The sequence below is a fragment of the Haloarcula sp. H-GB5 genome, assembly GCF_054850705.1.
This window is the reverse complement of sequence record NZ_JBTWBG010000005.1, coordinates 73574-96804: the sequence shown is the minus strand read 5'-3', so window position 1 is coordinate 96804 and position 23231 is coordinate 73574. Positions and strand designations below refer to the sequence as shown.

Below are 23231 nucleotides of genomic sequence, written 5' to 3'. Positions count from 1 at the left end.
TCTTATGGCTACCAAAACAATCCTCTCGGCGAACGCCACCGGGAGTGGAGGCTCTCCGCCCTCACTCAGATATTACTCAGACACAACCGAGGGGTCAACGTTTGAGTCACCGAAGCTCCGTCAGTGGACAGAGTCGTACCTTGAAGGGGCGGACCGCATCCTGAACCCGTGTGCCGGGAACGCCCGGTTAGGTGTCGATGGCGAGGTCCTCCGAGTTGACGTGAATGAAGACGCCGATGCGGACCTCCACATCGACTTCCGGAACCTCCTCAAGCACGCCGATCCTGAATCCTTCGACGCGATCGTCTACGACCCTCCGTACTCCTACAACCAAGCAGTCTCGAAATACGGTCTCGATATCGACCGGGACGGCTTCTACTTCTTCGACGACGAAGTGATGGAGCTGTTCGACACGCTGCTTGCGCCCGGTGGTGTGTTCATCCAGTTCGGGTACACAACAGCAGCGATGGCACCGGAACTTGGGTACAGCGTGGCCGGCGTCGGCCTGTTCAACAAGCTCGGGTCTCAGAACGACTACCTCGGAATCGCCCTCGAAAAACCCGAAGTCAAGTCCTCGGAAACGCTCCCACTCACCGTCGAGGACGCTGTCCTTCCGAACGTCGATGCTAACCAGATCTCCAACAACAACGTATCCACTGGGGGGAACGGTGGCGACCCTATCGAGATGCGCTACCAGCGTAGTGGGCGCAACACCAAGTACGAAGCCGCCGTCTCGGATGCAGTCAACCAGTGGGTCAACAACACCGACCATGTGCTCCACATCTACGAGTCGAACCCAACCGTACAACCCGCAAGTGCCGAAGTGACGCGGTGTGCATATCAATGCGTCGACCTACAGGCACCGAACGAAGAGGTTGCTGCCGACGTCGTCGAGACGCCGTGGAATATCGCTTCGACGTTCGCGACCGGCGTCTTTGATACGGTTATACTGGACCTGCCCTACTCGGCGTTCCAGCAGAACATTCGGACGCCGTGGAAGGAAGCAGCGAGCGGTGGGGACAAAACGCACGTCGCGACGGCACTCAAACGAAGCATCACGGACCTCGTGTGTGGCGACGGCGGGCGCGTGATACAGATCGGTCGAACAGCGACGTTGATGAGCGGCCTAGATTACGACTACCGGAGAACTGGCGTCAGCATCATCCAGCACCCGTCAAAGGATACCGACCGGATCGTCGTCGTCGACGAGAAGCCCCACGAGAACTTAGAGACGGTGGGGCTGCCGGACGGTGAAGTAGACCGGTACGAAACCCACCACATCATTACAGGCCGAGAGAACGCGACTGGAGCGGCCAGCAAGCACAGTCGAACCGACCTGCCACCAAGCGATTCAGCGCATTTCTGCGTTCACTGCGGTAACCATTTCTACTACCATCCGGCGATGTATCTCTCGTGCGTTGAATGCGGAGCGCAGCCGGGGAACTACTGTATCGATAGCGATAGAGACGTGCTCTACGACACCATCCACGACAGTCGCATTTCTGACGCGGCAAACCGCCACAGCGGGTCGTGCAACCACAAGATGCCATCCTACCTCTCTGCCAGTGAAGACCGCGTCGAGGCCATTGTAGGCGCTCTGGAAGAACACGTCAACCCAGAAGATCTGGACGAAGGGTTCACCGAAGACACCCTCCGGAGACGCCTCGAAACCGAGGTTGCAGAGACACCACGGTCGACCGATATTGTCGAACGTGCCCTATCTGAACTCCAGACACCTACGCTAGGTGCAACTCCTCACAACGGGAAAACTCCGTCCAGTACAACGGAGACGTCTCTAAGCGACTACCTCTGATTGTAGGGGCACCGAAGGAACCAACACACGCGACCACAAACAAACACGACAACTAATGGCGACTGAAGATACTGAAAGCATCTCCAGCACGGCCAGTGGAACCGAACCACCGAATGACGCCGGCCCAGAGAACGAGGCCGCACCATCGCAGTTCCGAGCGTTCCTTTCCGCAATCGGCATCAGCGTCGTGTCGATGCTCCTCCTCGGATTGTGGACGGCGTTCCTGGGTGCGTGCTATTACGCGCTTACTGGCGGTATCGATAGGCCAACAAGCCTCCTCTTCGAGAATCTGGGATTGCTCCTCAGTGCAATCACTCTCGGCCTGCTCTTTCTCCAATTCTCCGACCACAGCACCAACTTCTACGACTTCGAACTCCCATCGGTGAAGCAAACGCTAATCGGTCTTGGTGGTGCAGTCGTACTTCTCATCGCCTCTAACGGGATTGCCTTCATCTTCCAGCAATTCGGCGTATCCGGGTCGCAGCACGCGATCACTCAAATGGCGACCGGCGAAAACGCGGTCTCACCAGAGTTCTTCCTTCTGCTCATTCCCGTCTCGATCTTCCTCATTGGGCCGTGTGAGGAATTCATTTACCGGAACATCGTCCAGAAGTCCCTCTATCCGACATTTGGGAAGACGTACGCCATCCTCTCTACAAGCATCATCTTCGCTGCAATCCATTTCCCCGCTTATCTCACGGGAACGCCGGGAGAAGCAGTCATCACGCTCCTGTCTGTGCTCGCGCTTTCGCTTGTGCTGGGTGGAGTGTACGCCTCTACGGAGAAGTTAGCCGTTCCTGCGATTGCTCACGGCGTCTACAACGCCATCCTGTTCTTCGCCCTCTACGCGGATCTCACTAACCTAATGTGAATCCGCAGGGGGAGCGGCGTTCGAGTGGAGATCATTCGGCTCTTACCTAACATTTGGAAGAGATCCCGTGGATGTGTTTGGTAAGACACGACCAAGATTTCTCTCTCCTTCCGTGATGTCCTGTTTGTATCTCCCCACACAGGTGAAAGAGGGTAGTGAGTCAGGAAGTGGAAAACACTCCCTGTAAACCCTCTCAAAGCCACCTATGACAGACGCAACTAACGCTGACTCCGCAACGTTCACATGTAACGGATTCGCAGAACGCAACCTCAACATCGAGGTTTCCGCAGAAGCCGGTGACTACAAGCAGGCTGAACAGGAAGCCCAGCAGCAGGCCGAAGAACAGCTCGAAGCACTCGGCATCGACCCGTCCGCAGTCCTCATCGAGTTCGACGAGATCGTGGAGGTCGACGATGAGTGAGTCGAAACAGCACTACGGCCAGGAGCGCGGTATCTACAGGGGAGACGCAGAGGTCGAGATCGATGAAATCGCTCGGCGTCGAGGCGGGTTCCTCGCCGAGTTCATGGACGCCCAAGACGCAGAGCGGGACGACGAGAACCCGGAGACTGTCTTCTACCTGACGTACACTGCCGTCGCACCCGGCGAGAACGAAGCGTACCATCGGATCGCGAAGCTCATCGAGGCGAAGGCGTGCGTCGGTGGGTACAGCGGGCACTTCTCCATCGAAAACATCGACGTGACTCACACCGCGTAACCAGCCGCCGACTTCTCGTTTCAACTATGACCATCAGAGAAATTCCCACCAGTCAGGGACTCCCCCCGCTGCGGCTCCCTGCTGGTGCGCTATCGTCACAGGATAGAGAGCACAGTATCGACCCGGTCCAAGACCAGCCCGCGATCGAGCCTATCGAGCACAAGCTCCGGGTCGACTTTATGCAGGCAGGTCCGCCGGACAACCTGAAACAACTGTTGGACTCCTACGTCCACTACCAGTCCGGGCCAGGAGATGAAGACCCGTGGAGCGAAGCCGGTGTAGGAGAGAAGCCGCTCGCGCTACAGTACGCTGAAACGACCATCGAGAAGCAGTGGGAGTCTGAGCAGCGTTTCTTCGAGAACTTCGAGTCAGACGACGTCCTCGCGGATGCGCCTGCATATCTCGCGAACGCCCTACGTGAGTGTCGGAGCAAGTCGAACCCAGAGCAAGCTGTTCAACAGGAGCGGGAGAACCGAGCCAAGTGGTATCGGCTGATGCCCTGGAAGAACCTGTACGCCGTCTTCAAGCGCAGTACACTCGGTGATCTCTCGCGGCCCCTAATTCAGAACCCAACTCCTGGTGCTGGCTACGGTGGGTCAAACTCGTCCGAAACCCGGTATGTCGGCGTGCTCGTCATCCCCAGTGACGCCAATGTCGACACCGTGGCGGATGAATACGGTGTCAATCCGACATACGTTCGCCGCGAATCGGAATTCGAGACACACCATTCCAGCAGTGCCGAGATGCCTGTCCCATCTGACTACGGGATCGAGCTTCCCGCACCCCTCCTGTTGGGGGATTATCCCGGTCAGAGCGAGTACCTCTTCATTCCGTGGTCGTCTGGGTTAGTCTGTCAGGGGCCGTTCAAGCAGGAGCACGCTTATCGAGTGACCTGTAAGCACGAAGTCTTCGCGTCCTTCGTCCTCCGTGAGGAGGGGAGTGTCTTTCTGCCCGTCGACGAAGGCATCAGCGTCCCAGCGCGCGCCCGTCGGTTCATCGACCCACAGGTAGCCGTCAACCACTCCCCAGAACAGTGACCCGAGATGCTCCACGCGACAGCGAGATGTACTGGAAGCCCCGTGGACGAACTCCTCACCCCGACGATACCCCGCTCGACCCTTACAGTCCGAGAGAGTTAGACACGGAGCCAGAGACTGAGTTCAAGCGTCCGTTGTTGATGATCGCGAAGAAGATTCGGACAACAGAGGCGCAACTGAAGTCCAATCTCTCAAAAGCGGGTGTGGCTACGTCCGATGACCTTCGTGACGCGACCATCAATCCACAACGTGAGATGGTGCTGAATCCTGCGAAGTACCCTGCGTCGAAGCGGGCGAAGACAGCGCAATCGCATCTCGAGTCTCACTACCGACGGTGGGCAACTCTGTGCGAGAAGCATTCAGCAGCTGTCCAGATGCTGGACGAGCAAACAGACGCTGACTAATAAGGATTCATCAGAATGGTAGTGTTTCTTTCTGCGGTCTCCGGTCCAGACAGGCCTGCGAAACTCCAAGAGTTTTATCGGAAACTCGGTGTGCTCCACGAGAGGACTGACGGCCCCTACTACCTGTCCGATGCCGACGGTAGTCTTGATTGGCCAGACCGTGGAATCTACATCTTCTTCAGCACGGACACCGACCTCGAGTTAGATCCCGTTGAGGAGTGGCACATCACTCGGATTGGCACCATCGGTGACTGTGCCGGGTCAAAAAGCACCCTCTGGGAACGACTCCGAGCGCACCGGGGAACGAAACAAGGCGAGTACGCTGATGGAGGGAACGCGCGTGGGTCGATTTTCCGTAAGCACGTCGGGCGGGCGATCATCGAAGATGAAGGGCTGGAAGAGAAGTACCCTAATTGGGGGACACCCCACCGGAATCTCCCTGATGAACTGAGCACACCTGAACTCCGAGCTCAGGAACACTCGCTTGAACTTCGGGTGTCGGAGTATATTCGCGACCTCCCGTTCTTAGTCATCGATATCCCCGGTGACCCTGGCCCTGACTGTGACCGCGCCCGGTTCGAGAAGAACCTCATCGCTCTCGTTGCACACGCACGAAGAACCACACCAGCCCTCAAGAAAGACGGCTGGGTCGGTCATTGTTCGCCACACGCGGAAGTGGCGAAAACGGGACTCTGGAACATTGACCACGTAAACGCCTTCTACACAGGGAGTATTATGACCGAGCTTGACCCCTTCATTGAGAGTACCGACCCCGTGGGGTACGCCGACACCGATTGAGCATCCCCCTCATTTTTGATGGTATAGAACCGAAAAAGCAGTACCAGACCAATGCTCCCCGAACTATCTGAACAACAGCAGCGCCGTCTCGCACCCGTCAAACGGTACGCTCTCTACGTGATTGGCCTCCTATTCGTGATGAACGGGCTGGGGTACTTCGCGGTCTACACGTACGCGGGCGGTGTCTTGATGATCGCAGCAGGCCTGTTCCTCTTCCCTGCGGTGCGTTCATCTCTCGAAACCCGACTCGGGGTTGACATCACACCGTTGGTCGCTCTCGGCGTGTTCGGGCTTCTGTTCTTGTCATCATCGGTGTTCGCCCTTACAGCGGTCGATATCAGCCAAGCACCCGATATCGTGGCACTGTTCCGATAACGGATGCCGGAGCGCAGAAGCCCAAGAGATTATATTTACCGCCGATAACAATCCGGGTAAGAAATGGCCACCGTCAGCTTTCTAGTCGCACTGGTGCTCGTCAGTTTCATCCTCGCAATAATGGTCGGGTTCGGCGTACAGCTCGCTGCCAGCCAGTTCGAACTCGGCCCGATCCCGCGTGCGTTCATCGGCGGATTCTTCAACCTATTCGTCATCATCGCTCTCGTCATCGATTTCGGCGTCATCTACTTCACCCCGATACTCCTGTTCGTCTACTACCTCGGGACGTTCCAAATGGGAACGCGAATCGGGCACGCCGTAGGCCTCCAAGCTCCTGACGATAACGACCCGCCGGATATCTTATGGGAGATGATGAACCGCTACCAGTAGTTATTCTCACTCGTTAGTTTGTATCCCCCAGCCCGAGTAGAGGCTAAAGTAATGAGAGTTGCCACCACAGGCGAGAATGAGCCATTCAACCGCGCTTCAGTCCCATCAGAACTCGCCCCATACTGGCCGTCACGTATCGAACACGACCGCCTCTGGTACCGGAAACTCGCCGTCGAAGGCGAGCGCTTCTATTGCCCTCACGAAGACCACGTCTACCAGCTCACCGACATCCAGAACGATGGAGACGTCTTCTCGCTACACCCCTGCGCGAAGACAGAAGACGTCACAGATGGGTTTGAAGAACCTCTCTCCGAGCCTAACTTCGTCGACAACGTGTGTGCGCTTGCCGGAGCCATCGAAGCCGGCGACCTCATCCACTTGGAGTCCGGTGTGATAAAGACGGTCGGAGACGCAGCATTTCTGACAGTCGGTGAGCTAACGGTTGAACTACCGGAAACGGAAGCAGACTCCAACGCACTCCTCAACCGACTTGACCCACCGAATGGGCCAGCCTCAACTGACATCGCGAAACTCGCGCCAACCCTCCGCTCACTCCAAACTACCCCTCTAGTATACGTTCCAACAGCCACCCCCCGAACAGAATCCGCGACACCAACCACCCAAACACAGTCCTCTGCCCGAGTCGGAGAAGATGTCGATACGCAGTTCTTCTCAGTACAACCGTTCAGCCGGTGGACGTTCGAAGACGCAACCATTCGAGCGTGGGTCGAGTCACACTTTGAATCCGGAGACCGGATTCTAAACGCCTGTGCGGGTGCTACTAAACTCACACCACCGCCAGGCGGGGATATCGTTCGCAACGACACGAATCCAGACCGAGATGCTGACTATCACCGGGATGTAGCAGAACTCGCAGCAATCCCTGACTTCCAAGCCGATGATTTCGATGTAATCATATTTGACCCGCCATGGTCCCTATATCAGGCGAATCTCCGGTACTCAGGCGAATACGTAACCAAGGAAGGTATACCGGAAATCGACCTATCAACGTTGCCATTCGAGACGCCCGATCCGGAAGAGAAGACCCAGCTTGGCCACTCCCGATTAGCGAAGGAGGGCTTTAATCATCTACTACGTTCTGGCGGCATCGTAATCGAACTGACCTTCCACGGGACCGCAATGCCGAATCGCCTCGGCTACGAGCAAGTTCGGCGGGCAATGTTCAATCCGCTTGGAGAAGCGAAAGCAGTCATCGGAAGTGTCGACCGTAAAGTCCGACAAGAACTGACTGATTTCTTCTGAGTGAATAACCTTCGAGACCAGTTTTATACCTCCACAGGCGAGTGAAGTGTTGTGTGAGTTAATCTCAGCTCCACAGAGGAATCCTAGTTATGAGCACGCCACGAAAAGCCAAAGACCCGACAAAGACGCTACTTTCCAAGTCCAAGTTACACAAGAAGTATCTTTGTGACTACGTGCTGAACATCTGCTCGGGTTGTCGTCACGGATGCGTCTGGTGCTACGTCCCAGGAACCCCTAACATCCGAGCACGAAAGAAGATGCTTGCCGAAGAAGTTGAAGTAAACGATCCGCAGGAGGAGTGGGGTGAGTACGTCCTCTATCGTGACCAAATCCCAACAGAACTCCCTGGAACCGTAGAACGTAAGCAAAAATGGAAACGCACAGACAAAGGTCGGGGAATCATCGGCATCAGTTTCCATACAGATGCATATATGGATCAGCGGGCAGCCAACCTCGCAACTCAAGCAGTACGTATCCTCACTGACAGGGGCCGCCACGTTCGCGTGCTTACTCGTGCACCGATGAACGCCGTAACACACCCAATCCGCCACGACCCAGCTGGACGGGTAACTACCAGAGGCATCGACGCACTTGCGAACGCTGGAGACCGCTTAACTGTCGGCTCATCAATTAACTCTCTGAATAACGATGAGGTGACGGCCTTAGAAAGGAATGCTCCGCCAGTTGAATCACGGTTCGCGGGTTTAGAACGACTCAACGAAGCTGGTATCCAGACGTTCGTGTCGATGTCCCCAACATACCCGACACAAGAGCGAAACGACCTCCGGCAATTGATGGAACGAATCGCCTGCCTCGATCCCGGAGTCGTGTTTCACGAACCAATCAATCCTCGGGGTAACAACTTCGAGCTCACCGTCGCCGCCGCCGAACGTGCTGGTGAAATTGAATTGGCACGGGCGTTGACAGAGATTCAATCACCCTCCGCATGGCGTGAATATGCATGTCGACAATTCCAAGCAGTGCAGGAAATAGGGGAGGAGTTGGAACTTCCTATCCACCTGTGGCCTGACAAAGCGCTGGTAGAGTCCTGCGAAGGCAAGCGTAAAGAGTGGCTTCAAGCGTGGCGTGACCGGCAATCTCCTGAAAAGTTCGCTGGTCGTAGTACCCCCGACATTCCGATGCCGGACCCGCCAGCAAAACAGCAGTCGTTAGTCTGATTGCTTGGGAGAACCGCTGAGTATAGTTTTTATCATCCCACCGTAGATGAAGAACGTTCAAAGAGGTAGTTAAGAAGATGTCCAAATCGAACACCCAGAGCAGCAGTGCTGCAGAGCCATCGAACAACGAGTCGGACTCCGGAATCGTCATCACCGGAGGCCTCGACACTCCCGATCAAGAGCCCGAGTCCCCAACCCCTCCAAACAAGGAAACGGAGTCCAAAACCGACGACGAAGAGCCCGAGGCCAAACCAGAACCCAATGTCGAAAGTGCTGGCAAAGAGCTTGATACCGGAACTGAAGAAACTGAAGAGAGGGTAGAGGCAGACTCCGAAGCCAGTGTGGACCGAAACGAGGCCAGCACCGACGACACGCTAGGAGAGGAGATCGAAAAAGAAGGAGCATCCACTGTGGATGCTGACAAGGAAACCAAACCTGCCGTCGAGGAAGAACCAGAATCCACAAAGGAAGTTATCGACGAAGCGGAGGCAGCAGAGATGGAAAATAGCGAAACCGGAAACTCGCCTAGCATGACTGAAGCCGATGGGACTGAGGCTGAAGCCGTCGAAGAGACAGACGCCGACGACGACGACAGCGAGGTCGATGTGGAGGACGAATCCATGGAGACCGGAGAGGTGAATCACCCACCGAAGCGATTCAGTGCGACCGCCGAAGCAGACGAACTCGCCAGGTTTCTGGACAGCCTCACCGTCATGGCCGATGAGTGTAAGATCCGAACTTCCCCGAATGGTCTTCAGGCTCGCGCCGTTGACCACGCTAACGTTGGAATGGTGGATGGAGAACTGAACGCCGATGCATTCGAGAGTTTCGACACGACAAACGGTGTTCTCGGCGTCAACCTGACTCGGTTCGAGGATGTCGTCAATTTCGCTGACAGTGGCGAACTTGTCACGCTGGAGTACGACACAGAGAAGCGGAAACTGCATATCACGGTAAACGGTATGGAGTACACGCTCGCACTTATCGACGCCGACACGATCCGGCAAGAGCCAGACATTCCTGATCTGAACCTTCCCAGCACGTTAAAGGTCGAAACAGGCGACCTCAAACGTGGTATCAAGGCCGCCGATATGGTGTCTGATCATATCGAGTTCAAGACCCAACTCGCACACAGCAGTGACCAACTCATCATCGAAGCAGAAGGTGACACGGACGACATCAAACTCGAACTGGACGACAGAGATCTCATCTATTCATCCATCGGCGATAATGTCGCGTCCCTGTTCTCACTCGAATATATGAAAAATATCAAGAAAGCTCTTCCGACCAACGGCTCTGTCGAGATGGAAATAGGCGACGAGTTCCCCGTCAAGCTCCGATACGGCAACGAAGAAGAGACGCTGAGCGTGGAGTTTATGATCGCTCCACGCATTTCCTCCGAATAGGTCACACTATACAGAGCAGGCAGCGCTCACTCTAGTTTCATCAATTCGTTCAACGAGGCTCCGGATTGGAGGCCGTTATTCTATGCTAGCGCCCTTCAATCAGCGAGAGAAACCACGATTAGTTATGTTTTAAAGGTGCTTCTTAACTCACGATAGCAAGGAAGAAGATCAATCTCTTACTTCCGTGCCCGTTTTGCGATAGGTTCGATTTCGGAGTGGACGACCTCGGCGTCGACCTGCGTCCAGCCGCTAACGGAAAGTTCTTTGGCGAAGTTGAGTTGGACGGACTCTGTGTCTTCGTCTTCTTTTACGGTGTGTTCACGCACAAGCGGGATAATTTCGTTCTCGGCCACCTCTGTCTCGATAGGTGTCCAGTTCGACAGATTCGACTCAGCACCAAAGTAGATCTTCGAGTACGACACCGCCCCACCTTGGTCGGGGGTAGAATCAGTCGAGCTGGTCTGCTCTCTTGTTTCTCGCGAAATTGTCGCCGTCTCGGTCGTGGGAACAACGTCTTGGGTTGTCGCGTCAGCTGTAGGCTCTTGAGCATCACTCGACTGTTCGCCTGTTTCGGTCGCGGCCTGGGCTGTTTGCTGCTGGCGCTCGTCGATGTCGTCCCAAAACGTCGAGAGGACTTGGGTCGTACTCTCGGGGCGGACGGTCTGGAACTCTTGTCGCTCTTGTTCGGAGAGGTACTCGTTCACACCGTCCCAATCCATAGACCCATAGCGTTCATCGATGAGCAAGCGGAATCCAGCCTCATCCGGTCCACGGATCACGCGCCCGAATGCCTGACGGACCTTCCGGACAGCAGGAATCGTGAGCGCAGTTTCGAACCCAGACCCGGAACTGATTCGCTCGTCGTATGCGGCAATCGTCGCGTCGATGCGCTTGGAGTTCGTAGGGAGGAGCGGAATCCCGACCGCGATACAGCCGTGGAGTTTCTCGCCGTCGTAGTCGACGCCTTCTGTGATTGTGCTGCGGGAACTGGTGAAGATCACCGCGTCACCCTCTGCAAAGAACGCTTCCAGCGTCTCGTCGGTTTCGAGTGCCGAACTGGACTGGTCGAGGTGGAAGCGCTTGGAGATTCCTGTGTCTTCCAAATACTCGTACGACTTTCCCGAGTCCTTCAAATAGTTGTATGCCCACTTGGCTTCTCGGTAGTTCGGCATCGCGACGAGTATGTTCCCCCGCGTCTTTAGGACGTTCCTGATGAGGTTGATGTATTGCTTGCGTACGGGCTTCATATTGCTGGGGTTCTGTGTCTGCTTTCCACGGTTCCGGTTGGTGTACTTCGGCAGGTCCGCGATCAGAGAGACGCGGTTTTCTTGGGGGAATCGGAGTGGGTACTGCTCGAACGCGGTCGGGCGAGTGTCCGAATCATCGAGGTCAGAACTATCCGACGGTTTCGACGAGACGTTTATGCTCTCGTCCTCGTCGTCCTCGTCGTTCTCCTCATCTTTTGTGGGGTAGGGGATGCTGTTGATACCCACTGCTTCCTCGAATACGTCTTGTGGCTGTAGTGTAGCACTCATCAATACGCCACCGCCGAGTTCCCCAAACACAGCGCTGAGCTCGTCGCGCGGGATGCAGTTGTAGAGCTGGAACTTTGGCGTCCACGCTTTGACCCACTGGGGGAACTCTGTGGGGATGGTGTCTTTCATCCGGTCATCGAGTACCACTTCTCGGTGATACTCTACAGAGTCCTCCGATGCCCATCGCTTGAAGAACTTCCCGACCTCGACGCCCTGTGGCGTCCGGTCGTAGAGTCCGGCTTCCTCAAGTGCTTCAAAGACAAACTTCGTGGCCAGCATCGACGGATAGACCTTGAGAAATGAGCGTGTATCGAACTCGTTCTCAGAGATGACATCCGTGGTGAATTCGTCAGTGCTGTCGAAGTCGTCAGGCTCAGCAAGCGCCTTCTCGACGGGATCGGCACCCCACCGTTCGACAGCCTCCTGCCAAGATCCGTCCTCATACCGCTCGTTCAGCCCTTCAGAACCGTACTCAGACAACTTCTGCTTGGCAAACCGGAGCAATCGCTCAGATTCTGCAAGGTCGTCGACGGAGACTGAATAGTTACCGACCGTATCAAGCGCCCCATCTGCGAGCGACTCTGCGAGTCGCGCATCACTATTGTCGAGGTTCGGTGTTGGCGTCTTCGGGATATCACCCACCGCGTACTGCCGAGCTATTTCGAGGTCGTTTATCGCGCGATCAAGTGTGTAAATGTCCAGCGACATTGAGAGCATATCGCGGACACGCTCCTCAATCTGGTGAGCTTCGTCGACGGCAACAATAGTCTCGGAATCAAGCAGGCCGATTTTCTCCTCGGTGAGCAGGCGCGTCTGGGGATCAGCTAGGTGGTAGTAGTTACCCAGAACGACTTCGGCCTCGTCCGCTAGCTCTGCCATCGCTTCGTGCGGGCAGATCCCGCGAGATGCAGCTGCGGTGAACAGCGACTCTTGATCGAAGACGTATTTGTCCGAATCTTGGAATCCGAAGGGGAGTCCCCGCTCGTCAGCGAACGCGCCTGCGTAGAATGGATCAAACTTCCCTTGAAGATCTAAGGGAAGTTGCCCTGTTCCACGAGACTGAAGCACATCCGTATCAACGACATCGTTCGTGTGCGGAACGTACTCGGGGTACGGTGTTTTTACGCCGTTGACGACGAGGCGGTCATAGCCCCCAGTCGTCTCGGGTTCCATTTCAGCAATGATGCGCTTGACAGCCTTTGCTCGTTGCGGGTCGTACCGTAGCTTCTCTCGGTGCTGTTCCGCCGTAACCGAGGCCTCCTCCCAATTGTAGGTCGACTTTGAGAACTCTGGTGGAGACATATCCTCCGGCCAGTCGAGAGGAATGTCGCTTCCGAACTTGATGATTTCGCGCGTCATCTCGCGTAGATCATCCATCTTCTCGCCGACGCCATGGTGGTCGAACGGCGGCAAGTCGACGTAAGCGTACGGCATCATATCTCCCCGGCCCCGGATGACGACAGTCGGGACTGGGGACTTCGTCTTAGGGAGAGATTGGTTGATGGCTCTCATTTCCCGGACGAATTGTCTTAGCTGCTGCTTCAACGGTGTGACCACGAGCATTCGGGAGAAGTCGGGGAACTCATCGGCTCCCTCGTTGAGGGTTTCGGTCAGCTGGTCTTGGTCGCGGATTGCGTGGATACCACCAGTAACCGCAGCCAGCGTCTTACCCGTCCCACACGCGCCTTCCAGTGCGTAATAACCGTTCTGTGACAGAAGAGTGAGGAACGTATCAATCGCATCGATCTGATCTTGGTAGACCGATTCGTAGCGGAAGTACGGTGCCCACGTCCGGTCGAGGTCAGCAACGTCAACCCGCTTAAGCCCCCGCGACTCAGACGAGTCGCCGCTAGCAGACACCGAACTATTCGCACCAGGACCACCTTGGATGACTTCCGGTTCGGGAGACTCATCACCCCTAACAAAGGGGGGAACCGGAGGAGAGTCGTCTTTTCCATCTCCGTTGTCGGGTGCCATTATATACTCATTCTTTAGCCGCTATCACTCTTGAACCTTTGTCTCTGAGTGAACGCTACATCCCGATATCGCTACCACTCCCCGAATGTATTCAAAAATCCCCTGTCCATGACTGAGTTATGTGAGAGTGTACACGCAAGTTTTTATCTGTCCACTCTGAAAAAGACGCTAAATTCAGCGTACAGGGTGAACTCACTGATGATACAACACTATATCCCCAGCTGGAATCGAGTTCAGAGACTTCTCTTGATCGCAACTGCGTTCGGTGTGATCATTCACGAACTCGCCCACAAGGAGATGGTTGAAGACTTCGGCCTTCGAGTTAGAGACCATTGCTACTTCCAGTTGAACAATCCTTCTGGGTACGTCATCCACGACGAACCGCGCGGATACTTTCCGACATTCGCCATTTCGACAGCTCCATTCTTTCTGAACAGCGCCGTCACATACACCACATTCACTATCGCTGGTGGGATGTTGACCTCTCGGCCCATCGGTAGCTTATCACAACTCCAAGTCGGCGGCATAATCGTTCTCATCTGGCTCGGGATTTCCTCGGGCGTTCACGCATTCCCCAGCAGTCAGGACACGAAGAACATCTGGAACGCAACAAAACGACGTTGGTGGAATCCGATTGCGATTCTGGGCATCCCAGCCATCATCTTCCTTCTCTTCCTCGATAAAACGAAAGCTATCGGCTCCAACTACGTGTTCACTGCTGGAATTGCATATCTTTCATACCGATTTCTCCGCTTCCTCTTCACAAGCAACAGTCTTGGCTGGTTCTAACAGGCGAACTCCGTTATTGGGGCACTTTGATATAGCGCCCGGTTCAATCCACAATTAGCCATGAGTAACGTCGAGAGCCGCATGAATTATATCTATACACAATCAGGCCAACGTCAGCTCCTTCTCGCGATGCTCACTGCCGGAGTTGTCTTCCCGGTTTTGTTCGCTGAGTTCCTCTCGCCAGTCATCGTTCTCTCTCCGGTTGTAGTCATTGGAGGGACGCTATTCGTCCGGCATGGGTTCCCCAAGGGAATCCCGACTTGGATCACATTCAACTGCGTTAGCTTCTTCATTATCATCTATGCGGCGTACACAATCGGGACAACATTGCCCGTCCACCTGCTGTTGCTCTTCTTGCTTGGGCTGTTGGTCTACGATGTCGTTGGAGTCGAGACAGGGAAGATGCAGAAGATGAATCAGACGATGCTTCTTTCAGGCCTCCCTATTGTCCTGTTACTCCCGCACTCCCCAGAATTCTCATACGACTCATTTCGGGATATTATCCGAGAAGACGGCTTAGAAGGACTTCACGGGTCCGCCCACGGCGTGACGATGCTCGGCATCGGAGACGCTGTCCTCCCAGCAGCACTTGGAGTCGGAGCCGGTATAGTTGGTACAGCATACCACTTCGGGCCGGTCACCATCACAACGGTCCAATGCTTTGCTGCGCTTGGCGGTATTTTAGGACTTGCAGCGCTGATCTGGGCAGACCTTCCCCGACCAATCGCAGCACTCACGGTCTCAGTTCCCGGCGCGCTACTCGGATTTGTTGTCGGACTCCTTGTAGACCCCACGGCCACCCTATCGTGGCTCCCAGTCTAACAGTAGTTAGTAATATAGCTTCTTTATTCAGCTCGCAGGGTCAACTCCCACTAAATCGGCTTTTGTCCTGACTCGGATGCAATAACGTCAGAAAGAACATCTGTGTCCGCTAGTTCGCCTTTCAAGTTCGAGAGCGGCGTTCCAAAATAGTTCACCAAATCCTTACCTGCTTCCGCATAATTCTCATTTAGCACTTCAACGGCATTCAAAATTGGCGTATACCCCCCTAACCTCTCTGCTGTCCTCTGCAGACCAGATATGGTTCCGGCCAGTGCTACAAGTGGATCGTAGTGGTCGCGTGACTCATATTCGATATCGAAGATACTCGCTGCAAAATCCGGCTCAGAAACGGGATTTTCGGGGAATCGGTGTTGCTCAAGCTCACTAATCACCTGTCCATATGCCCGCCCCTTCGTTTCAAATAAGAGAAGATGCAGTGAGATAGGCGGGCGGACACTTTCAGAGGGAATGAACTGAGCAACAAGTACAGGCTGATTGCAGTACGTCCGCGCATCCTGAAACAGTCGGGGATCACATCCTGGTCCATAGTCCATATGTATATCACTCAAAGGGGATTTACAGATTGATAGTCACAAGTCGAGGTTAAAAGTCCATCGGGGACGCAGTTGGCGGCGGTGACTCCGGTTTCATTCTCCTCTCTACGACGACACCCTCACATCCATCTGGGAAGGAACAGTCGGCGAATGGGTGGCTTCTCGAACAGACCTAAACATTCCACCCGGCCACGACTTCGACAGTTGGCTGACCAACCAGTTCAAACGGTTGATAAACGGACTCCAAACAGACTACGGATCTATCATCGATATTAAGATCGATTTGATCAGGAGTTGAGCCATACACACCAGCGTAACGCTTTCTCAGGTGTGACTCCAGGGAGAGGAACTATTAAATCACTATTCTCGGTATATTCGGTATTCAGAAGGTCGTTATGAATAGGAAAGGCCATATTGGACTTGTGTTACTGGTAAGCGTGCCGTTCGCCCTCTTGCTTGGGCTGATACTAAATCCGCCTTGGACAGTCATCGTCGTAGGGACCGCGCTCCTCGCTGACCGAATTCCAGATAAGGACCACCAAATCCCATTCATCTTGCACCGTGGAATCACTCATACAGTCATCTTCGGGGCCATCGCCAGCTTCGTTCTCGCCGTGTCCTTCACAACCATCGCAACCATCACGCAACCGTCATCACCGTTCGAGGTGGGTCTCCTTGAAAGCATAGCCACCAATCCCCTCCTGTTCGCGGTCTCGCTACTCGGGTTCGCCCTCGGATTCACAGCCCACCTTCTCGGAGATATGCTGATAAAGGCCTACGATTACGCAGTCACTCCATACTGGCCGTTCTCAAGAAGACCAGTCGCCTTAGGCTGGGCTAGCGCAGAATCAAAGCATCTCTGGGATTGGGGGCTCCTCTTATTCGGTATTCTAACGAGTGTCGGTCTAGTGGCCGGCGTTTTCGCTCTTAACTAGCTACACCTGAATCAATTGTCTGTTAGGGAGTTAGTCTCTCTTTCTGTTTATACTTCCCAGAGATGGTGAAGGAATTCATTCCATAAAAAGAGACTATGTCTACGAATACATCCAGTGCCGAATCAAGCAGTACAGACACTAAAACTCGGGATATCGAATCTGGCCTCAACGATTCTTCGGAAGATATCTCCGTAGGAGAGACTTCTGAAGGTACCAAGGATACAAATGGTGTTGAAGAGCATAAAATCCAGACAGAACAGCAGATGCAGTTCGGGGATAACGGATCTCTCGAACCCGCGGAAGAGACGGTCGAAACGACACTCGGACAATTCGATGTAGAAATCAGTCATCGCGACCCAGATACTCGACTTGAACAGCCCAAAGCATCCGGCATAATGCGCGACGACCGCCCAGAAGCACAATCCCAGAACGCGGGCGAGCAGACGAACCTACTGCCCGACGTTGAAGACGACCAGATCACCTTGGATGGAGACAGTGCCCAAGATCGGACTCTGTTCAAGGACGACGATTAGCTAAAACCAGAATCCAAGTTTCTCTCTATTATGAGTACTAATTGTATTACAGTGACGTCGACCACTACTCCGTCTCAAAAAGGCTGTCACAACGACAGTGAACTGACGCAGTGGCGAAGTTTAAATGCGAACGGGAGACAAAGATGGCGTATGAATAACGAAGAAAACCCCGACACCCACCTTCCGGACGTCGAGAACCCTGGCTCAGCTGGAACGCACCGGCACTCTGGTCGCCAGTACCACCAGCACTCAACAAACTTCGAGCAGGGTATTGGTGAAAGCAGTCCCAGTAACTGCGAAGTCTGTGGATGTTCAATCCCGCCAAACCGCTTCCGATGTAGCGACCACCGACAGTCCGGTTCCGAAGCACGGACGAACTCCGAGTTCGAGTGGTCTTTCTCTCATATCGCAATCGCAGTCGTCCCTGCATCGAACATCTTCCACGCAGCTGCGATGGGGAATTCTGCGTTCTTCTTGCGTGACGATAGTGATTCAAAGGACAGTTTCGACCTGATCTACGACTTCAACGAACCATCGAAGACATTCACCTCCGGTTGGAGTGAAACCCTGCCTGACGCTGTCCCGATCGACTCCGAGGACGGGCAGCGGCTACTTGAGTGTGCCAAGAAGAAGACGAACTGGGGAGGCGTGCTCGATGTGGAGAAGGCACTTGGTGTCGACGAGTCACCCCTCTCAGATTCGAAGGCATACATTTTCAGCGAGGGTGGTGAAGAGATTACTGAGAAAGAGCAACTGGAGTCTATGCTTGATGAGTCTGAAAAGGAGCTCTGGGTCGTCCCTGCCGCACTCTACAATCGGAAGCGAAACACATCAGGAAAGACAATCCGCAATCGCCCTTGCCCGTCATGTGATGCGAGGACGAAACACGTTTTCGACGAATATGACGGTGGTCACCCGTCCCTCCACACCGGCGGAGTGGCCATCTGGGTCTGTCTCGAATGTGAGACCTCGCACGCTGGATCTCCTCCCACCGGTAGCATCCCCGACGAGCCTTGGGAGGACGACAACTTTGCTGGCGGTGACCGCCGTAACGTTGATACTGCTGCTGACGAGCAGCATCGTGCTGTGATGAACCGGTTGGACGATGAAGGGAAACTTGATTAGACCCTCTGCGATAGGTGTACAGTAAGGCGACTCCCAATGTTGAACATACTACCCTTTGGGGGCGACTCTGAGGCCGACTCAACCGACCCCCCAGATGATTCCAAGGAAGACTCAGCAGAGGAACTGACCCGCGCCGAGAAAGTCGGCCAGCTCACATACGGTCTGCCTCAGACATACCGGATACTCCGATCCGAATGGAAAGAAGAGAAGGCCCAATTCTATTTTCTCCTGTACTCCGTTGCTGCCGCATTCGCAATGCTGTTTTCGATACTCAACGAAAAACAACTTATTCTCTACGGGATCTTTGCAGTTTACGCTATCACCGCAATCCCGCTGCTCTATATTTATGAAGAAGAGCGATACTTTAGTCACGACGAGAATCCGTTTAGCAATGACGAAGACTGAACTTGATTCCGCTCCGATTCCGCTCCGATTCCGTGCTCACAGTGACGAGTTTTCTAGTCGGTCCTCTACTTCGCGGATGCTATTCATTACGCTCGAGGATTGAATATCTCGGAGAGAAGCGAGGGCTTCAGGACTTGCGTTCGGTTTCGATGCGTTCGTGTACAAGAAATAGTACACCGCCGCCACAAAGTGCTCGCTGCCCACCTCTTTCAGAATCTGAGCGAGTGTGTCTGCTTGATTGGTGGGGTGGTCCTTCCATTCGAGTGAGAATGTCTCGAACTGGTCCGTTTCCCTGTTGTATTCGCCAGCACACCTCAGATGGCCTTCTCGCCGGAGTTTTGTCCTCGCCCACAGCGGGAGACTCTCCAATGTTTGGTGGAGTAATGGAGTACTCTCCAAGATTTCTGATGCGAGAACATCGTAGATTGGGAGGTTAGCCATCGACTCAGGAACGAATCGAATCGCATAACCTGTCACAGTTTCCGGTTCCTTGTTCTGTACTTGATAGCCCTTCTCGCTGTGATCGGTGGTCCCAGTAAATGTATCCTTTGCAGGTTCTACGACCTCTTGTAGAGCCGTGTGAATAAGCGCGTAAACATGTACGGTATCGTCTTGTCTCGCTTGTAATGAGGGCTCAAACGGGCTTGGTTTCCCAGCTCTGTTTGCTTCGTCAGTGGGTTCCGCGCTGGAATCGATTCCGAATAAGACGTCCTCTGGATTCCGTGGTTCTCGCTCTCGCCTCAAAGGCTCGCTCATATCACCTCGTTTGTCATCCTGTACCAAAAATGTACTTGGGCCTATGACATCACAGTCATTGCACACCACAGGACTGCCTCGAAAGCGGTTTCTTAACTAACATTCTAAAGAGTTACCGTGGCCGTGTTTGATAAGATCCACCCACGCTCTATTCAGTACCCCCACACATTTTATACCCTCCTGTGAGTAGTATACAGCAACCGAAGAAACGGGAGCCCATAGACACGGAAGTTGCTACCAGCAGGAGCATGAGGCTCTGCCGGCCTTCGGAACGCACCCAATCCGTACTATGACAGACAAAAACCATCAAGAACACGTCGACGACATCTTAGAAATCGTCGACACTGCCGAAACGGAAACCGGCACCACAATCAACGTTGATGAGGCCGAGATTGCAGACCGACTAGATAAATTCGTCCAAAAACGGATGGAGCCCGAAGATGGCGTCCGAGTCATCGCAAAAGAAATCATCCGAGATGCGGGTGAAGACCCCTACAAGTTCGTTCGTGGTAGTGGGACTGGCAGGCAAGCATCGGGCAGTAATGAACAGTTAGTCGCTGGAGATATCGAGGAAGAAGGCCGCTGGATCGCTTTCGAGGGGACAGTTATAGATCTCAATGACCCAAACCTAGAAGAGATGATCCAAACCGGGCGTCTCGCAGACGACACTGGCTCCATACGATTCACTATCTGGGAGACCTCTGACGGGCAAAACCCAATCGACATCAGTCTTGAAATCGGTGAAAGCTACCGAGTTAATCCGGTCGTCACCAATCTCTACGAAGAAGCAGAGCAAATGGAGCTCAACTTCCGTGAAGTGAGCGAGGTCACCAAGCTGGAAGGCGACGATGCTCTCGATATAGATCCCGATACATACACCGAGACCGTGAGTGGCACCATTATCGACTTCCAAGATCCGATGGGACTCGTCGATCGGTGCCCCAATAACGACTGTGGGCGTGTCGTCAAACAGCGAGACCACTGCCCGGACTGTGGCGATATTGAGGCTGAAATCGATCTCCGGACAAAAGCCATCCTCGACGACGGAGAAGCCACATGGGTGATTATCCTGGATGCAGACCAAACCGCTCAGGAAGCAAACCTCACACTCGAAGACGCAGAAGAGCTTGTCCGCGAACACAACGACCGAAATGTCGTGGACCAGTACATTGAAGCACAACTCCATGGAGAGTACCTCCACGTTCACGGGATGAACCACGGGCGGAACTTCAGCGTTGAGTCAACTGAACTCATCGAGCCGCCGAGTGTCAGTGATCTAGCTACCATCCGTGAACACCTGATGGAACTTCCCTGATAACCACCAACCAAACACGAATCCAACAATGAGTCAAACAAACTATCAGACACGGAATCCGGCACGCAGAACCTTTGCGTGGGAGTACAAAGATGCGACCCACGAGGAACGAAAGGGAGACGGTGACCGAGCACCCAGATACCTCCTCCTCCCCACTGGAGAATGGGCTAACCGCGTCTTCATTGTCGGGACGCTAGCAGAGATTGTCGACAGCCCTGAGAACGACCAATACATCCACGGCGAAGTCAACGACCCGACAGGACGATTCCACATCGACGCCGGCCAGTACCAGCCTGACGCCATCGCCAAAATGCGTCGGATCGAAACGCCTGACATGGTTGCCATCACTGGAAAAACAGGAAAGTTCGAAGGCGACAGTGGCGTAAACACAAAAATCCGAGTGACCAACATCACCCCGATTCCCGAAGCGCTCTACGACCACTGGGTGGCAGACACTGCTGCGAAGACAATGAACCGTCTTGAGCGATTCGGAAACGAAGATAACGAAGCGGCGAAAAAGGCCGCAGAAGTATACGGCACCGATCTTGGTAAGTACCGAGATGCCGCTATCGATGCTCTTGATCGCGTTCAAGAACTAATTGAGGAGGACCAAGGCCAAAGCAAAAGCTCAGTCGAAACAGCCACTAACTAAGCCCACAAAACTCTTAGCTGACGTCGGCCCTCCCCACCACTTCCTAGATATGCCCTACGAAGAACTCATCAAGACATCCTGGAAGCTCTACGAGATCGCCATCATCACAGCCGAAATTCTAGGCTGGATGGGGATCATCATCGGGGCAATAGGATACGGAATGACGAAAACGAATCCAGCGAAGCATCGTCGGTACAGAGGGATGCTCTTTGGCGGTGCTGCTGGGCTAGCATCTGTACTTCTTACGGGGAAAGTCTATCGTGCGATCACATTCACTATGATTGGTAAGGTGAACAGTATTAACCACGACACTGCGATGTATCCCCAACAGTTCCTCGATACTTTCAGCGGCCCGCTTTTTGATGCCGTCGCGATTGCGGGAATTCTCTCACAGGTAGCAGCCGTTATCGGAATGGCTGCATTCTCGTTCGGGACTGGGTTCTGGGGCATCAGTAAGCGGCGAAGCATATTTCACACGAAAGCCGTCCGAATCATCTATGCGGGTATCGCCTTGATGGTGATGTCCGTCTGTGAACGTATCTTTGCCGCAGCAGCATACATCTTCATCGACATCTTATCGTGACCCATGCGCAGTCGTGAAACAGAGTAACGGTGTTTCATAATCAAACGACTCCTCAACCGAACAACACGACGACTGCAAGACCGAATACAAAAAACGCACTCGCAGCGGCCACACTGATCGTGAGAGCAGACCACCGATAGCTCACGCTCCTTGCTTCGTCAAGATCCCCCTCCCATTGAATCCGGAGACGTTGTTCATCGATTCTTCCAACATCATGTGGGTGATACTCTCCGAGATGATCCAAGTACTCAGGAACATCGTGTCCATCGGCGTCGATATCTTGATTGCAGTACTTACACTCGACCATAGTAACTCTATCTCGGTATGACCGACTAAAGCTTAGGGGTCTACCGTCCCACACAGAATTAGAATGGTAACAACCGATCGTCCTCACTCAGTTCTCGTCCCGTGCCCATACTAAGACCCCGAAATAGATCAAACAGCAACTGTGGGTGCGAATAGTAGAAGTCCTAATAGAATCAGAAACCTTTATTTGACAGCCAGAGTATCGTTTTTTCAGATGGCACTACTGGAGCTACCAAGCCAGTAAAATAAATCACATTATAGGTTGACCCACAGCAGGAAACCTAACAAGTAAGAAAATAAATATGAACAAGAAAATCACAAACAGGACTAGCACTATAATTAAGCTAAGTATCGGAGTTACTGCTCTGTTGACTGTGTTTAGTGGCTCCGCAGCAGCCACAACAGGAGTAATGATGCAAACCTCAGTGGCTGATCTTGAGATTATCGCTGTTCTAGGGAGGCTCCACGAATTACTCAGGAACATAGCTTACTTGCTTGGCCCGATCATCCTGCTGCACGGGCTAACACTCTGGGCATTCGGAAGTAACAATTCTTCCTGGTCCCAACGAGGGTACACTGCCATGGTTGGTGGATTCATCCTATTTGGGCTGGCTCTAGCAATGGACGTGCTACTACAAGCAGCCGCGTTCATCGGGAACGTCTAATCGCAAAAAGCAGTATCACAAAATACGC

At 53.9% G+C, this 23231-nt stretch carries 25 protein-coding genes; 21 read left to right on the top strand and 4 right to left on the bottom strand.

Annotation, left to right across the window (positions count from 1 at the left end; translation table 11 throughout):
• The first annotated feature begins 4 nt into the window (after positions 1-4).
• The 11 genes from ACYJ11_RS18680 to ACYJ11_RS18630 all read left to right on the top strand — a co-directional run bounded on the left by ACYJ11_RS18680 (position 5) and on the right by ACYJ11_RS18630 (position 10251).
• Positions 5-1813 (top strand): hypothetical protein, encoded by a 1809-nt coding sequence (locus tag ACYJ11_RS18680; RefSeq protein WP_461648957.1) that lies wholly within the window; start codon positions 5-7, stop codon positions 1811-1813.
• Positions 1814-1868: 55 nt separating this feature from the next.
• Positions 1869-2684: a lysostaphin resistance A-like protein gene (locus ACYJ11_RS18675; protein WP_461648956.1), complete on the top strand. Its 816-nt coding sequence runs from the start codon at positions 1869-1871 to the stop codon at positions 2682-2684.
• Between the two features lie 205 nt (positions 2685-2889).
• On the top strand, positions 2890-3105 hold the full coding sequence (locus ACYJ11_RS18670; protein ID WP_461648955.1) for a hypothetical protein: 216 nt from the start codon (positions 2890-2892) through the stop codon (positions 3103-3105).
• A complete protein-coding gene (locus ACYJ11_RS18665; protein ID WP_461648954.1) occupies positions 3098-3400 on the top strand; it encodes a hypothetical protein in 303 nt (100 codons plus the stop codon). Before ACYJ11_RS18670 ends, ACYJ11_RS18665 begins: the two co-directional genes overlap by 8 nt.
• A 26-nt stretch (positions 3401-3426) precedes the next feature.
• Complete coding sequence (locus tag ACYJ11_RS18660; protein ID WP_461648953.1) at positions 3427-4437, top strand: hypothetical protein; 1011 nt, start codon at positions 3427-3429, stop codon at positions 4435-4437.
• A 494-nt stretch (positions 4438-4931) separates the two neighbouring features.
• Positions 4932-5639 carry a hypothetical protein gene (locus ACYJ11_RS18655; RefSeq protein WP_461648952.1) on the top strand — a complete coding sequence of 236 codons (708 nt, stop codon included), beginning with the start codon at positions 4932-4934 and terminating at the stop codon, positions 5637-5639.
• A gap of 51 nt (positions 5640-5690) precedes the next feature.
• Complete coding sequence (locus tag ACYJ11_RS18650) at positions 5691-6014, top strand: hypothetical protein (protein ID WP_461648951.1); 324 nt, start codon at positions 5691-5693, stop codon at positions 6012-6014.
• A 63-nt stretch (positions 6015-6077) separates the two neighbouring features.
• A complete protein-coding gene (locus tag ACYJ11_RS18645; RefSeq protein WP_461648950.1) occupies positions 6078-6404 on the top strand; it encodes a hypothetical protein in 327 nt (108 codons plus the stop codon).
• An 18-nt stretch (positions 6405-6422) separates the two neighbouring features.
• Positions 6423-7667 (top strand): hypothetical protein, encoded by a 1245-nt coding sequence (locus ACYJ11_RS18640; RefSeq protein ID WP_461648949.1) that lies wholly within the window; start codon positions 6423-6425, stop codon positions 7665-7667.
• A gap of 89 nt (positions 7668-7756) precedes the next feature.
• Entirely contained in the window at positions 7757-8845 is a 1089-nt protein-coding gene (locus ACYJ11_RS18635) for a radical SAM protein (RefSeq protein ID WP_461648948.1), read from the top strand.
• A 620-nt stretch (positions 8846-9465) separates the two neighbouring features.
• A complete protein-coding gene (locus ACYJ11_RS18630; RefSeq protein ID WP_461649034.1) occupies positions 9466-10251 on the top strand; it encodes a DNA polymerase sliding clamp in 786 nt (261 codons plus the stop codon).
• Between the two features lie 176 nt (positions 10252-10427).
• On the opposite strand, the gene ACYJ11_RS18625 is transcribed toward ACYJ11_RS18630, so the two are convergent.
• The gene (locus ACYJ11_RS18625) at positions 10428-13763 is read right to left on the bottom strand and encodes a helicase C-terminal domain-containing protein (protein WP_461648947.1); all 3336 of its coding nucleotides are present in this window, start codon (positions 13761-13763) and stop codon (positions 10428-10430) included.
• Positions 13764-14030: 267 nt separating this feature from the next.
• Here ACYJ11_RS18625 and ACYJ11_RS18620 point away from each other — a divergent pair, with 267 nt between their 5' ends.
• Positions 14031-14552 carry a hypothetical protein gene (locus ACYJ11_RS18620; protein ID WP_461648946.1) on the top strand — a complete coding sequence of 174 codons (522 nt, stop codon included), beginning with the start codon at positions 14031-14033 and terminating at the stop codon, positions 14550-14552.
• Positions 14553-14612: 60 nt separating this feature from the next.
• Positions 14613-15374: a presenilin family intramembrane aspartyl protease gene (locus ACYJ11_RS18615; protein WP_461648945.1), complete on the top strand. Its 762-nt coding sequence runs from the start codon at positions 14613-14615 to the stop codon at positions 15372-15374.
• Positions 15375-15424: 50 nt separating this feature from the next.
• Here the strand turns inward: ACYJ11_RS18615 and ACYJ11_RS18610 are convergent, their stop codons facing one another.
• Positions 15425-15928 (bottom strand): hypothetical protein, encoded by a 504-nt coding sequence (locus tag ACYJ11_RS18610; protein WP_155120788.1) that lies wholly within the window; start codon positions 15926-15928, stop codon positions 15425-15427.
• A 395-nt stretch (positions 15929-16323) separates the two neighbouring features.
• Here ACYJ11_RS18610 and ACYJ11_RS18605 point away from each other — a divergent pair, with 395 nt between their 5' ends.
• The 4 genes from ACYJ11_RS18605 to ACYJ11_RS18590 all read left to right on the top strand — a co-directional run bounded on the left by ACYJ11_RS18605 (position 16324) and on the right by ACYJ11_RS18590 (position 18926).
• A complete protein-coding gene (locus ACYJ11_RS18605; protein ID WP_461648944.1) occupies positions 16324-16863 on the top strand; it encodes a metal-dependent hydrolase in 540 nt (179 codons plus the stop codon).
• Between the two features lie 95 nt (positions 16864-16958).
• Positions 16959-17396 (top strand): hypothetical protein, encoded by a 438-nt coding sequence (locus ACYJ11_RS18600; RefSeq protein WP_461648943.1) that lies wholly within the window; start codon positions 16959-16961, stop codon positions 17394-17396.
• 150 nt (positions 17397-17546) lie between these two features.
• Positions 17547-18521 (top strand): hypothetical protein, encoded by a 975-nt coding sequence (locus ACYJ11_RS18595; RefSeq protein ID WP_461648942.1) that lies wholly within the window; start codon positions 17547-17549, stop codon positions 18519-18521.
• A gap of 36 nt (positions 18522-18557) precedes the next feature.
• Positions 18558-18926: a hypothetical protein gene (locus ACYJ11_RS18590; protein WP_461648941.1), complete on the top strand. Its 369-nt coding sequence runs from the start codon at positions 18558-18560 to the stop codon at positions 18924-18926.
• Between the two features lie 36 nt (positions 18927-18962).
• On the opposite strand, the gene ACYJ11_RS18585 is transcribed toward ACYJ11_RS18590, so the two are convergent.
• Positions 18963-19682, bottom strand: a complete 720-nt coding sequence (locus ACYJ11_RS18585; RefSeq protein WP_461648940.1) for a hypothetical protein — start codon at positions 19680-19682, stop codon at positions 18963-18965.
• 289 nt (positions 19683-19971) lie between these two features.
• Between ACYJ11_RS18585 and ACYJ11_RS18580 the strand changes: the two genes are divergently transcribed.
• The 3 genes from ACYJ11_RS18580 to ACYJ11_RS18570 are packed head-to-tail and all read left to right on the top strand — an operon-like array spanning position 19972 to position 22232.
• On the top strand, positions 19972-20997 hold the full coding sequence (locus ACYJ11_RS18580; protein WP_461648939.1) for a hypothetical protein: 1026 nt from the start codon (positions 19972-19974) through the stop codon (positions 20995-20997).
• Positions 20998-21025: 28 nt separating this feature from the next.
• Complete coding sequence (locus ACYJ11_RS18575) at positions 21026-21649, top strand: hypothetical protein (protein WP_064289183.1); 624 nt, start codon at positions 21026-21028, stop codon at positions 21647-21649.
• Between the two features lie 49 nt (positions 21650-21698).
• Complete coding sequence (locus ACYJ11_RS18570; protein ID WP_064289182.1) at positions 21699-22232, top strand: hypothetical protein; 534 nt, start codon at positions 21699-21701, stop codon at positions 22230-22232.
• Positions 22233-22284: 52 nt separating this feature from the next.
• On the opposite strand, the gene ACYJ11_RS18565 is transcribed toward ACYJ11_RS18570, so the two are convergent.
• Positions 22285-22539, bottom strand: a complete 255-nt coding sequence (locus ACYJ11_RS18565; protein ID WP_461648938.1) for a hypothetical protein — start codon at positions 22537-22539, stop codon at positions 22285-22287.
• A gap of 301 nt (positions 22540-22840) precedes the next feature.
• Here ACYJ11_RS18565 and ACYJ11_RS18560 point away from each other — a divergent pair, with 301 nt between their 5' ends.
• Complete coding sequence (locus ACYJ11_RS18560; RefSeq protein ID WP_155120785.1) at positions 22841-23203, top strand: hypothetical protein; 363 nt, start codon at positions 22841-22843, stop codon at positions 23201-23203.
• The last annotated feature ends 28 nt before the right edge of the window (positions 23204-23231 follow it).